This window comes from Cellulosilyticum sp. ST5, assembly GCF_046529625.1.
GTDB classification, from domain to species: Bacteria; Bacillota; Clostridia; order Lachnospirales; family Cellulosilyticaceae; genus Cellulosilyticum; species Cellulosilyticum lentocellum.
In genome coordinates, this window is record NZ_CP132338.1 from 3221997 (window position 1) to 3236876 (window position 14880).

At 32.5% G+C, this 14880-nt stretch carries 7 protein-coding genes and 1 pseudogene; 2 read left to right on the forward strand and 6 right to left on the reverse strand.

The annotated features are described in order from the left end of the window. Positions 1-12: 12 nt before the first annotated feature. From QTL86_RS15730 to QTL86_RS15740, 3 genes are all read right to left on the reverse strand, one after another. Positions 13-3375 (reverse strand): HEAT repeat domain-containing protein, encoded by a 3363-nt coding sequence (locus tag QTL86_RS15730; RefSeq protein WP_410495371.1) that lies wholly within the window; start codon positions 3373-3375, stop codon positions 13-15. 239 nt (positions 3376-3614) lie between these two features. Further along, entirely contained in the window at positions 3615-4442 is an 828-nt protein-coding gene (locus QTL86_RS15735; protein ID WP_127065453.1) for a DNA-formamidopyrimidine glycosylase family protein, read from the reverse strand. A gap of 1416 nt (positions 4443-5858) precedes the next feature. Then, entirely contained in the window at positions 5859-6932 is a 1074-nt protein-coding gene (locus QTL86_RS15740) for an ABC transporter substrate-binding protein (protein WP_410495372.1), read from the reverse strand. A 124-nt stretch (positions 6933-7056) separates the two neighbouring features. Here QTL86_RS15740 and QTL86_RS15745 point away from each other — a divergent pair. Further along, positions 7057-7200: pseudogene (locus QTL86_RS15745) on the forward strand (alpha/beta hydrolase fold domain-containing protein); the annotation flags it as partial. Continuing rightward, positions 7158-7553, forward strand: coding sequence for an alpha/beta hydrolase fold domain-containing protein (locus QTL86_RS15750; protein ID WP_330547614.1), 396 nt, complete (start codon positions 7158-7160; stop codon positions 7551-7553). The pseudogene QTL86_RS15745 and the gene QTL86_RS15750, both read left to right, overlap by 43 nt. 157 nt (positions 7554-7710) lie before the next feature. Here the strand turns inward: QTL86_RS15750 and QTL86_RS15755 are convergent, their stop codons facing one another. From QTL86_RS15755 to QTL86_RS15765, 3 genes are all read right to left on the reverse strand, one after another. After that, on the reverse strand, positions 7711-8463 hold the full coding sequence (locus QTL86_RS15755) for a cyclase family protein (protein ID WP_127065450.1): 753 nt from the start codon (positions 8461-8463) through the stop codon (positions 7711-7713). 521 nt (positions 8464-8984) lie between these two features. After that, entirely contained in the window at positions 8985-9389 is a 405-nt protein-coding gene (locus tag QTL86_RS15760) for a pyridoxamine 5'-phosphate oxidase family protein (RefSeq protein ID WP_127065449.1), read from the reverse strand. 499 nt (positions 9390-9888) lie between these two features. After that, complete coding sequence (locus QTL86_RS15765; RefSeq protein WP_410495373.1) at positions 9889-14589, reverse strand: hypothetical protein; 4701 nt, start codon at positions 14587-14589, stop codon at positions 9889-9891. Positions 14590-14880 lie beyond the last annotated feature (291 nt).

Sequence of the window (14880 nt, forward strand, 5' to 3'; positions counted from 1 at the left end):
TTTGCCTCCTTTTTATTCTGTAATCCAAATATTTAATGCATATGACTTAATCATTAAATCCTTGTCTTTTCTAAAGTCCATGAGTAAGTCAATACATTCTTTCTTCCAGCTTACCTTTTGAACCATGGCTTCAAGCATTATTAGTGACACCCACCTTACACTTGTTTTCTCTACTTCTCTACCTCTTTTAAGTGTTGCTAGTAAATTTTCTTCCTTCCAATATCCCTCAGATACTCTTAGTTCTTGTACCACTTGATCTTTAAACTCGCTTAAATAGCAAGGTACTTCCTCCAAACATTGACCTATATAATGTATGGCCTCAAATACCTCTTCATGATTTTCCCAATTAATTGCTGCTAAACATACTTGTGCGCTACTATATCTTAAAGTCTTTTCACTTTCCAGTACATTAAGGCATGACTTAAATAATTGACTTAATCTTATTCTTATATTTTTTGGCAATCTAATCAGTTCCACAATTAGTGCCATAAGCCTTTGCCTATGTGGTAAATCTCTTTGCAATGTTGGTCGCATTGATTCCTCTAATGGCTTAATAAGCTGTTCTAAAATCTTAACAACCTCTTCATTTACCTTTCCTTCATCATTAATAGCGATAAGTGCCTGTATTGCTTCTTTCCAACCTAAAGTTTCTTCTACGTTTAAAATGGTTTCACTTAGTACACGTGCTACCTCTTTTTCATTCCCTATTGCCCAAGTACCTATACTAGCATAAGTCTCTTTAACAATTTGCGATGTTCCATTCTTAGCTACTGTCATTAATAGTTTTAAATAACGCTTTTTATATGCCATAGGCATTCTATATGTTGATTGACTAATAAGGCTTCTTTGTATGTCATCACTTTTTATGGTAGCTATTTGCTCTAATAAATGCCACGCCCTTTCTTCTTCTAGCCTCCCCCTAGCGGCATGCCCTATGGCCATAATCACATCTTTATGACAATTTTCTTTTGTAAATTCCTTTTCTAGCAAGTTGATATTTTCCTTGTTTTTATACACGCCTAATAAACGTACCACTTCTTTTCTTACTGTAATCTTTTGCTTGGTTTTTTGTAAAATCTCTTCAAGGACTTGTTGTGTGCGAGTAGGTGTCATCTTCTTTAAACATTTCGATAATGCAAACATAGCTACCTTGGCATAGTCATTATCTAAGTAGTGAAGCAAAATAGGTACAGCCTCTTCCGGATTTTCAATATTAGAAAGTGCCTGAAGTGCAGCTTCTACTATAATAGCATTTTGGTCATCTAATACATTTATAAAAGTTTGTGGTGACACATCTGGTAACTTCGCTATCTTTTTAATACTATTAGCACGTTCATATTGCCCATATGCTTTATTATAAATTATCTTTTCTAGAAGCTTACTAAAGCTTTGTTGTTGTTGTGGTAACCATCGTATAAACTCATTATGTGCTGGAATAAGATAGATGGTCTTACCTGATAAGAACTGCCCTTGTATAATCCTCCCTGCTAAAAATGGTGTTAACCATTCTTGGCGACGATGATGTACATGAGAAAATACCATTTCATTGTTAATAACTGATAAATCCCTATCAAGTAATTGCTTAACACGTGTATCTCGGGTTTTCATATCTTCTAACCAGTATCCGATTGCTCTATTGGCCACATGCTCTGATTTAGCCATTGTGGTTTCATAAAGTAACTCTTGTAATTCATTAATTGCATATCCCCTTTTACCACATACACCTGCTAAAAGTAGTACCATTCCATATTTTTCTTTCCTAATTTCTTGTTTAAGTGTAGGACAAAGTGCCTCAAAAACAATTTTCTCTATTCCCTTTGGCATGTCTTCCACCAAAGAAATCAAATGAAAATCTCTTGCTACTTCTGCTAAATGTGTGATAGCTTTTCTCCCAAACTCAAAACAAGCATTTCCCTTCTCCTGTATATTGCTCTTTAAAAGGTTGATTGCCAAAATGGCAACCCCTGCTTGCATGCCCCTTGTTGAGTCCCTTGCTTCTATTATATTATTAATAATACATTCAAGGTCCTTTAGATGATCTTCTTTGAAAAGACTTCCTTTACAAACTCCCAACGCTGTGATCATCTTATCCTTTACAGGCGCTTGGTCATTTTTAAACCGTGTTGCTAAAAAGTTTAATGTTTGGTCCATCCCTCTATTTGACCTAACTGTACATCTTATCAAAGCTACAATTGCATCTCCCCGTTCCTCTGCATTTGATGTAGTCGTAGCCTCTATCAATGCATCCCTTGCTTGTTCTATGGGCAAAAAAGAAGTCATACGTATTCTATCTTCTCTACTCTCTTTTATACTACTTAATTCTAGCATTCGCTTTGCCTCTTGATGACGAAGTGTATAAGGGAGTTCCTTTAGAATTACTTCTGGAATGACCTTATCTTTTCTATCTTCTATAGGATAAATCGCTTCAAAAACTTCTGCTCTCATAGAAGGTGCTAAGGCATGAAATATATCCTTTAATTGATACATATCAGTTGTAAAAAGCTTGGCTAATACTATCCATTGTTCCTTAGTAAAATATTCTTTTTTTAGAAATATCCTCTTTGGAATCCCATATTCAAGTAGACTTTGCCTACACTCCTTATGACATAGTATTTCAAAAACTTTTTGAGTATCAGCAACCACTAAAACGCCCATCCATCGTTTCAATACTTGGCATAATACTGAAAGTGGTCCATACTGAATGACATATTCTAAAATTTCATTTGGAAAGCGGGTACAAAGCCCTTCCATTGCTTCATAAAAGTCATGCCATATATTTATTCGTTCTCTTAAGGCAGCTGTTTGAAGCTTCTTACCAAAAGTACTTAAAACAATTTTAGGATAACGGTTTACATACTTTTTCCAATTGATAATTGAATCACTTAAAATATCTCCCCACTTTGTAAACATCTCTTCTTTACATCCAGGTAGAAGAATTTCTGCCTCTCGCATTCCATATATAGTGTATATCTCTTCTATAAGTGCTTCCACAATTTCTATTCGCTTCCATTGGACAAGTTTATAGAATAATCTCCTGCGCCCTTCAAAGGATAAGCGTAAAACTTCACTTCTAACTTCTTCATAGTTACCTATGCACGCAAGGATGCTAATAGACTTGTACTGTACACTAATAGCCGGGAATGCTAATCCTAATTTAACAAGCTTCATATCTTGTAAGATAGACGCTCCAATTAATCCTAACATTGCCTCATACACCGTACTTGTAAAGAATTGTTCTAAAAAGTTACTATATTCCTTGTTATCCCTATGCTCTACACTTAGTAATGCCATTTTCTTATTACGTTCCGGATAACTCAAACTCTGTAATTCTTCTAAAAGTGCACCCTTATTAAATTTCTCTTTTTTAAACCACATCTATACTCCCCCATCTATCTGTTCAATATTTAAACAACTTCCATAATATTTAGACTCCATTACATTTCTTATATCTTTGTTTATGCTTATCTTTCCATTTACTTAATCTACCTAATACAACCTCATTACGCCACTTTACAGATAATATTCCTCCTACTAGAGCAGCTACTAATTCAAGCTTTGTCTTTGTTTCATTATAGAATCTACAATTTATAGGGATGTTAGCCCTATTCGTTCTATTAGTCCTTAACTAATGGTTGACATTGAGTACAATAATAAATAGACCCACCAAGATAAGTTTCTTTTAAAATTTCTCCCCCACATTTTGGGCAACCTAGCCCCATAGTATTCTTTGACATCCTTACCTTATAGCTACCTTTTTCTCCAAAAATGTTTTTCTCTGTATCACGCCCACCATTTTGAACCATTTCATTTAAAACAGTAATGATTTTTTCTAATAACCTGTCTTTATCCGCTTCACTAAAGGTACTAATCTTGCGTTTAGGATGAATACCTGCTTCAAATAGAATATCTTGCGATACACCATTACCAACTCCAGGAAAGCGCTGCTGGGTAGCAAGAAAAGCTTTTGCACTTAAATTAGGCTTACTTTCCATAAATGTTTTATGATAATGCTCTGTAAATACTTTGGAAAATGGTGATATAGCTTGTTTACTTTTTAAATAGTATTCATTGTCGTAGCTTCCATCATGAAGGAAAATTCCCCCATACATAGCCACTGTAAATACCAATACCAAATCATCCTCTAACTCAATAAGTAATTGAAAGTTTTTCGTTTTTTCGTTAGAGGGCACTAGCCTTACATTAACACCATCATTCAAGCATAGCTTATAGCCATTAGAAAAAGTTATTTCTACAAATATTCCAAAGCCCTCTACCGATATCACTTCGCTACCTTTAATGGCTGCATTATATTCTGTTGGTTCCCCATTATACCAACAAAACTTATGTACTTTAGATGGCGGCAAAACTTTACTGATTTTCTTTCCAACAATATGATTCTTAAGTTGCTTTGAAACAGTCAACACCTCTGGCAATTCTAACATGACGGTTCACTCCCTTTTATACCTATTTAAATACACTCACACTAATTGTTTGACTTTTTAAATAATTATATCATTTCTTAGATGTTTAGTTAAACTTTTTTAATAATTATTTAGTCACATAAATTGAAATTTGTCTTGGCGTTTATGAGAAGTACGTCTGAGAGAAAATGAGTGGGTATGGGTGCCTTACGTTGTTCCGGTTCACATTTTTTGAAGCACTAAGTTCACTTATTTAGATGAACGGCAGAACTCACTTCGTTCAAACAGCTGCCTAAAACCCATCTAAAATGTTCACTAAGTGCTTCTAAAAAATGCTCCCAAGTCACTACTCCAGGCACCCATACCCACTCATTTTCACAAACGTTGTTGACCTCATAAACATCCAAGACAGTGAAGCAGCGTGGAAAGAAGGCGTAACGACAGTTAAAAAATACTCAGAACCAGGGCAGACGCCCATAGTAATAATGTATCAAGCTTCCCATAAGTCTGTTTTGCCAAGAAGTAGCTCTGTAAGGAAGCTAGGGAGCCTTACAAGCATTATTGATCTCTTAAGCGTTCAACCCCCTAAGTGAAAAGTGCAGAAAAAAGATAATAACAAGTTTTGTTTTTTCTTGAAAACACTTAATGGAGGCCACTTTACGCGTTATTGCTAGTAGAACTGAGAGAGGGTGGCTGCCTGACGGGGTGACTTCGGAGTATTTTTAGTAGGCACTTAGCGAACGTTTTGGATGGTACTTAGCCCACGTGTTTGAGCGTAGCGAGTTTGTGGGCGTTCATCCAAAAAAGTGAGCTTAGTGCCTACTGAAAATACGGAGCGGAACCACGGCAGGTAGCCACCCTCTCTCAGTTCCGCCCAAATAGCCTAGTAAATTCCCCGACAAATTTCAATTTATCGTAGTTATAAATAGCCAAAAAAAACAGCTTACCAAGTACTATTTGTACTTGGTAAGCTGTTTTTTTGTTCCAGACTCTTGAAATGAACTTTCACAACTATATAAGTAGGCCTTAATCAAGGCGCAAGATGGCTCCTCAGCATATATGCGTTATAGCTTAGTGCCTACTAAGATTCATTATGAAAGCCAAACCAATGAGTGAGGAGCTCCTTAAAGTCTTGGCCGGTGCACCCTATGCTAGGAAGCTAAGACCTTAAGACTCTGGTTTTTAAAACTTTGTTTGGTAATCCTAAGTATAAAAACATTTAAAACAACTTATAAGTGGCCCTTCCTTGCAGCGCACCAGTGAACATCTTCCTTAAGTCCAGAGGTACCTATAACAATAGATTGAGACTTGGCTGACCCGGTCAGTTCCTCAGGTTGAAGCTGTGGTAATTATGCCGTGGGAAGTTATTTATTTTGTTTTTACACTTATGTATATGTGGCCAAGAATCCGAATCCCTAATAAAAAGTTATAATGTTACTAATTTACTTTAATTTGTGTCCATACACTATCATACATTTGCCTTACATCAAGTGAAAAAGGCTCATATATTTCACTTAAGTCCATCATTTCTTTTGTCATATAAGCATTTGGATTGTTTTTTATATATTCTGCTTGTTCTAATCTGGCTTCTTTGTTTGGTGTGGTATAGCCAATTTCATCAGCTATTCTTAATGCGCTTTCTTTATCACTAACAAAATTAATGAATTTTTCAGCGCCTTCTACATTTGTTGCATTAGCTGGAATGCACAGACTATCAATCCAGAAATTTACCCCTTCTTTAGGTATGGTATAAACTAGATTTGGATATTCGTCTTGAAGATTGAGTCCTTCACCAGACCAAATCATATTGATAGCTGTTTCCCCGCTGGCTATCATTGTGGTTCCATTATCAACGCCGTATATTGGGTCTACTAATTCTCTTTGCTCTAATAAAAGCTCTTTAGCTGCTTCAAGTTCCTCTAGATTATCTGAGTTCATGGAATATCCTAGTTTCTTTAAGGCCACGCCTATAGTATCTCTATAGGTGTCAAACATGAAGACTTTATCTCTATACTTCTCATCCCATAGTATATCCCAGCTATCTACTTGCTCTGATACTTGATTCTTATCATAAATGATTCCTATGGTTCCAAACATATAAGGTACCGAATATTGATTACCTGGATCCATGCTTAAGTTTAAATATTCTTCATCCATCTGAGCTATATTAGTAATATTATCCTTGTTAAGCTTTTGAAGTAGCCCTTCTTCAATCATCCTTGGCATTAACGCGTCTGATACTAATATGACATCATATTTAACATCGCTACCAGCAATCTTTAGATACATTGTCTCCATATCATCAAAATTGTCCATTTTCACCTTTATGCCATATTCTCTCTCAAATTCCTTTAATGTTTCATTGTCTATATTAGCTCCGTAATTAAAAAAGTTAATTGTATCAGAACTCTTTCCACTGCATCCTGTCAATAACATCCCTGCTACAAGTATAGAGCCTGCCAAACTTAATAATTTCTTTAACTTCTTCATATTAACCATTAATCCTTTCATTATACCTACTAATTAAAATATATTGTCTCTATGGTACTTTATACTATAGTCTCACTATTATTATACACCATACTCAACTCTTGAATAATAATTATTATTCGATAAACTAACTTTTTACAAACAACGAGTTGCTTTGGTTGGTGATAGTGCTGGTGGTAATCTAGCTACTGTTTTGTGCCTAATGGCTAGCGACAAGGTGTACAGTTCCTTTGTGCTCAGGTACTTATCTATCCATGGGTTGATAGAAATATGGAATGTGGCAGTATGAAAAAATTTACCGTTCTCTATTCCTCCACTAAAGACTATGAGCATATGGAATACTTTTCTCCAGTGGGAGCTCTCTCCCTGGCAGGACTGTCCTCTGCTTATGTGGAGACAGCAGAATTTGACTGTTTACTGGACAGTGGACTCCTCTACGCCCAGCTTCTAAAGGAGTCCGGTATAGAAGTTGAACTCCACGAAACTATAGCCACCATGCACGGCTATGACATCGCCGTTAACAGCAATCTGGTAAAAAATCTGATGGATAAACGTGTGGCATTTTTGAAAAAGGTGTTATTTCCCCAAATAATTTTAAACACTATAAAACAAAGCCGTCAGGGTGAGAGTGGGCTCGCCTGACGGCTTTGCTATTTAGTTCGATTAGTCCAGCGCTTTTCTACAGTTTCACCTTGTCAACTTGAAGTTGCAACATGATACAGCCATGCCTTATTAAGCGACGGTTTTCTAATCTTTTAATCGTCTTATAAATTGAATAGTTTTTCCCACTATTAACTTTTTACTCTGTGATTGCCCACACTCTTGCTGGCAGGCCACTTGCTCCTTCAAATCTTGGATAAGAAACAATAATTACTGCACCAGCTGGTGCCACTTGATCTAGGTTCTTTAATAATTCTACCTGTAATTTCTCCTGTTGTAATACATAACGCTCACATATCAAATCTCCTGCCTTTTCAGCTACTGCTGAAGAATCTGTATCTAAGGTCTCATGCCCATTTGCTGCTGCTCTTCTGACTTCATAAATATATTCAATTGCTTCTATTGACCAGCCTGGGAAATTCTCGCTGCCATCCTCTTTAGTGCCAGAAAATGCATCCATATCTGGCCATTTTTTATACCAGTCTGTTCTTAATGCCACTAACGCTCCTTCAGGAATTTCTCCATACTCTGCTTCATACTTTTTGATATCTTCTACTGTAACAGCATATCTATCATCCTTTTCGACCTGCGGTGTGATATCAATAACACACAGTGGAAATATTAAATCATTCACCCCATACTTTTCTGACAAATCTTTTCCTTTAATAAAGTGTCCCGGAAAATCAATGTGTGTACCAAATTGGCCTGGAAATTTAAAAGTCTGAATGAGACACTCAAGCATTGGGTTCCCCCATTCAAAACAGGTTTTAGCTAATTCAACTGAACCGTTTGGGATACCACTCCAATATGGACTATCATTATTCATGGAGTGAGATAACTCTACCCATTTGTATTTTTTTGCTTGTTCTAATGCCTTCCATAATTTATACATTTATTTCATCTCCCCCATCTTTTTACTATTTAAAATGCTATGTATTTGTTCTTTCATCTAATAAGCTTATTGCTTATTGGCTATAGTATAGCAATGAATTAAAGTCTTGTATAATACATGTAAAAAATAGCTGATTATAGTCTCCAGCTATCTAAGCACTGTATTATAGCCAAAATATCTGCAACCGTAAGAAATTGCAATTGCAGATGTTTATGTTCTTAAAGATATTTATATTATTAAATTTAATCTTGAAGGTAATCTAAAAGGTTTTAAAGTTAGTTTTGAAACCAAAAAAGAGCACTCCATCCGACCAATAATAGGTATGCCTCTCTCTTCTATAATTACTTTAATGTACTTTTCCAATAGCCCTAAAATAAAATTAGCACCCACTACGTGCTAATCACGCACAAACGTCTCACTTTCGAAATGCTTAGTAGTTACCAGCTATTAAGCATTTCCTTTTATAAATATAATAAAAATATTCCCTTAAAAATAAACCCTAGATTTTAGAAAACTATAAATTAAGTATGATCAAACTCTCCATCGATATATAAATCTACAGTAATGGTTGTAAAAATTAACACACAGTATCTTTGCATACCACTTCTCTCTAATCGTTCCACATACTGACTAGGTAAAATTTTTCTCTTCGTTTCATCATCTTCTTGGATCTCTATATTTCCCTTTAAACAAACACTATCATCTTCAGTATGTAACTCTACACAACATTTATTATTTATATTCAATAAACGTACCTTGTTTGAATCCCGTTTAGTAATAAAAATAATTTTATTTAGATCTTCTGACACCACTTTCTCCATTGCATAGATTTTAGGATAACCATATTCATCTATAGCGGATAATGCTAGTGTATTACTACTGTTTATCAACTGTATTGCCTTTTCATAACTATTTCTTATTTCCATATTTCCCTTCCTAATTTTTGAAAATATATTATTTTTTCTTTATACTAAAATCCTGTTTTTCTATTATTCATTTATGGTACGGTTCACCTCACCTAGATAATGGGCGGTTTTTATTTCTTTATAGAACTACTTCAATATTCATCTGCCAACAGTTCTATATATTTTATACTACTAATTTTGATTTTGAAAAACAAAATATGCTCCTAATATTTCTTTTTCTTCTTTATCAAGTAATAGCATTATTTCATTAATTTTGAACTCCCTTACATAGATGAGCTTTCCTGCAACATTCTAGATTCCTCTACTTATTCCTACTGCAATAAGATATCACAATAACGAATTGATCAGTTTTGATACCACAAATATATTTTTCAATGTTGGTGCAGCCAAAATAAATATCATCATTTTATCCTCATACTTATGCTGGAATAAAAATGCTATTACAAAACCACTTGAATATTTATACTTCAAGTGGTTTTATTAGCTTATTTATATGCACTTAATGAATCCTAAATTCATCTAAGATTACTGCTGCTTTCTCATTATTTACTTCAATTAATGATTCCAAAATTCTTTCAAAAGCACTCGTTAATTCTTCATCTTTTTTTATTTTATCTCCATAGTATGTAAAAGCTTTTAATATTAACACATCTACTATCCACTTTGCTTCAGATATAATTTCCCCAAAATTCTTACCATCCTTTATTGCCTCATAAAAACTTACATCAACTGATAATAATATTTCTGGCAATAGTTCTTCCATATGAAGCTGATATATTGTGTATAGTAATTCTTTTATATGATATTTCCCATACTTACTAAACTGTCCATTCAAGAATTTTTTATCTCTGTAGGAATATTGTGTTTTTAGCTTACTCCAATCACTTTGATAAAATCTATCTATAGAAAATGTAAGAGACTTGTATAATTCCTTACGAACATATTCAACTTCAATTTTATCAACCTTCATACTGATGTATTTAATTTTCTTTTCGATATTAGTTCGCTTATTTTGATCAGAATATCCATCAAAGTAGGTACATAAAAATAACTGGAATATATCTTGATAAAACTCTATTGTATCATGTGTAAACTTTGAAAAATCCATATCATCAAATAATGAATCTACTACTTTTTCAGTATTACCATCAGCTAAAACTATTTCACGTTGATATAAACTGACAACTTCTCGTTCTTGAAAAATATTAATAATCTTATCTGCATTATAAGTTATCTTATGATAATTCCATATATCAATCATACATAGAACTATTTTTCTCATCACTAACGAAAATTGAGGATTATCGAAGCCAAGTCCACAATTTGAAATATAACAAAGTGTACCTATATCGTAATCATCAGTATTAAATATACCTATACTAAGCTCTTTGGCAGAAAATAAATATGTATCTATGATTTCATCCCTTTTGCTATCATAAATACTCCCACCTTCTTCTTTTATGTACTTTTCATTAAGCCAAATGTGCTTCAAATTAGGTTTAAATTCAAATTTTTCTACTTTGTTTGAGGTTTGTAAATATGCTGCATTATATTTTATATGATTCATCTCATCTTCTGCTAGCTTAATGATTGTATTAAAATAAGCTTTTGCTAACTCTTTATCTGCATTCAAATATTTCTTTACCATATCTGCAATTTGATTAATCAATCCATGGTGTCCACCATGAAGAAGGCACTCAAGCATTAATATTTTAAGTCTATTTCTAACTTCATCAGATATATTAGATTTAAGTTGCTCAATAAGTATAGGAGTTAGCTTTACATCCGCCAAAAATGATCCATTAGAAAAGTATCTTTCAATTCCTTCAATCCATACTATACATAAAGAATCTCTTCGTTCTTTTTTCAGTGATTTATCACTTAATACAATTGCAATAAGGTAAATCAAATTATTCTCTAATTGAATTCTATGTATTTCATCTTTAGCAATCATTCTAAGTATATCGTCTATTACTTTATTAATATAAGTATAATCTATAATTTTTCCTGATGAATCTTTTACACATTTAGCAAATAAATCATTTAATTCTTGAATAATAGAAGCTTCTTCTTTATTCTCTTTATTCTTTTGAACTATTCTTTCTGCTTCACCTGTAACTACTGGTTCAATAGCATATAAATTATCTTCTACATGCTTAATAGTAACATTTCTCATATCCATCTTCTGTACTTGGAGATAATCAAGGGCATTCTCACTATCATTATTCGTTAAAGAGTAAAGATAATCACAAACTTCATTGCACTTTACTTTAATATTTTCTCCAAAGTCTAAATGTGTTTTTGCCACATATTTCTGCAAACTAAAATTACATTTTTTGTCTAATAGATATCTTTTCTCTAATTCTGGTACTCCCATGATCTGAAGTATTTGCTTTTGTAATAATTCTTTTGTTGGGTTAGGTATATATAACTCATATCTTTCAATATCCACATATAAAATTTCAAAACTAGTGGCCAAATCTAATGCATAACCTGGTAATTCTTTTTGAAAATGTAATCCAATACCTTCAATTATTGAAAGCAATGCAATATTATTTGACTTTGTGTATAATTCATTTTTTACATAATCAGTATACCTCTGAATTAATTCCTGCTCATTTTTATATACCTCAATACTATTTATAATGGCATCTTTCAATAGATAAATAATATCACCCACTAGTAATGGCACATTATTCTCTTCAATACCAGCTAACCACATATTAGGGTTACCCAAATATTTTTTACTTTGCTTTTTACCTATAAAATATACTTCTACTTCTTCTACACATTGAGGTTCATTTTTAGCATATGTACTCATAACTTCATTAACAAACCCAATTGCCCACTTAAGTCCAACAATAAAATTACATCTGAACAAATTATATAAGAAGATATTTGATGATATATCTCTTTGTAAGGATTTATATTCATCAGCACTTTCACTTAAGCCATATAACTCATACTCCTTCAAATCATTATCTATATAGAATGGATTATTTCTTCGTTGTACTTCTCCCTTGAGCCATAAGGTATTAGCCAATATACATAATTCATTAGCCAAATTATTTACTAAAACCGGATAGGCATTTTGTACTGTCCATTCAATTATATCATTTGACCATCTATATCCTTCATGATTTCCTTCTTCGTGATATTCCACCACTTTATTGAAAAATTCTTTTAGCCACTCAACTGAGGCCTCCGCCATAGGATAGATAATCTCAAGAAATGGTGCAATTTCTTCTTTGGCTGAATAATACCATCCACTTTCTTTTTTATTCATTACTTCTTCTAGATAACACTCCATCATTCTACATGCTGCCACTGTTACATTCTTATCTCTATGAGACACTTTAGAATAATCACTACATAGCTTAATTATATCTCCTCTATTTACTGAATTTGATATATATGAATTATTTTTCTCCAGCAAAATAATTAAGCTTTCTCTAGCCCTTCCTATCGGCTTTAGCACCATATTAATTGCTCCTATACTATTCAGTAGTAATTTTGCTTCAAATGCATAAAGATTCGTTATTTGAATAAACATTTCTAACTGATTATTGCTAATCAATTCCTCACTATATCCTTCGAAAAACACATCACAATACTTCGATTTAACAATTCCAATTTCAGTTTGCTTTTTCCATTCAATCGGTAATTCCCTTTCAAAAATAAGTGCATAAATAAACTTATCTCTTGTCTTTTGAAGAAATAATTTATTAGAAATCCATATCTGATAACGTCTGTATACACACCTTCCAAGACTATTTATTTTTTCATAAAATTTCTGATAATTACCTCTACAATCCTCAAATTGCTTATCAAAATAATGTTCAAAAGAAATATCCTCAAAAATATCATACTTTAACCTAATGTACTCACCGTTTGGAACAACAACTCCCTCTGAAATCAAAGCAGAAAGAATATCTTGATCTATTTCGTCCTTATGTATACCTACTAAAAAATCTTTCGCTCTTTTAAATACTATTAGATTTACAGCTTCCATTATTGCATCACTTGTAACTCCATATTGTCTGGCCTTATTTTTTAAACAAATAATATTATTCCAAATTATTTGTCGTAATGTATTTTCATCACTAATATCTTCAGTATTAATATGATTACTCAAAACTAAATTAATATAAAAGGGTGATTTTAGTAAATCAGCATAAGACTTTTGATTAATCATTTCTTGAATTATAGGATACTTCTTAGCAATATCTTTAAGCTCCTCAACTGAAATATCATCTATATCATATGTTTTAATCTCGTATCGTGTTTGTAATTTTATAAATGCATTTTTATCAGTTGTTCTACAAGAAGTTATTATATATACATTTTTATACTTTCCAGCCACATTATATAGCCCTTGAAGTAATTCAATTTTTTCAGCAGTACAATCAGCAATAAATTCAAGTGCATCAATAAAAATTACTATTTTCTCACCAGATAACCAATTTAATGCCTCCTCAAGATTACAGTTCCATATATCATTGATATTATTCTCTTTGATAAATCTTTCTGCACGTGCAAATAAAACATATGTTTCATTCTTTACAATGTTTTTGCATAAAACTGATTTACCACAACCAGCATTGCCTTGTATAGAAATAAAACGGCAATCATCTTTTTTTATTTCTTCAATAAAGCTTGAACGGTCAATTATATATTCTCCATTAATACTATCTTCAATATTATCTAGACCTATATTTTTACTCATTTCTATTGCAGTTTTAAATTTATTTATATTGTCATTTTCTTCCTTACTAGTTAATTGATCCAACTTTGTTGCGATCTTTTGACACTTATTTTGCATGTCATTATGAATTATTTTTTCGCCAGGTGACATTAATGAACGGTTATATTCATTATACTTACACAGTATGTCACGAATATATTCTTTAATCTTATCCTTTTCAAGTTTTCTTAAGCATAATATCTTATTTTCTTTAAAATAAAGATCTACTATTTCCTCAATCTCTTCTGGAGAAAATAGATGTTCCTCATATTTTTCTTTAACCTTACATTTAAACTCATCCAAAGCTCTTTGCACAATCGGATCATTTGAGTTCCACTCTGTTAATTGTATTTTTCTTTTTGCCCTTTTCACTTTTATAAATGGTAACCAACCACGACCTGCTTCCTCAAAAGTTACTAAAGTACCAAGCAAACCAACTATCGTTATCAAATCCATATCTATCTCCTATCATGCTATCAAATAATGCAACAATTTATCATTTAATATCTAATATTCAAAAAATATAAAATATACATTTTAATATCATTATATACCATATTTATCTTTTAAATATATTTACCTCATTAAAAAATAAACTTTTTATCTTCCTATAAATATAAATTCGTAGTCATACAACTTATTAGTAAAATTTTTAACTAAAAAAAGAGGCGATTAATACTCCTCTTTCCAAAATCTAGCTATATATTCTATAAACCGTATCGCAACGCAATTTGCTACATCTCATGT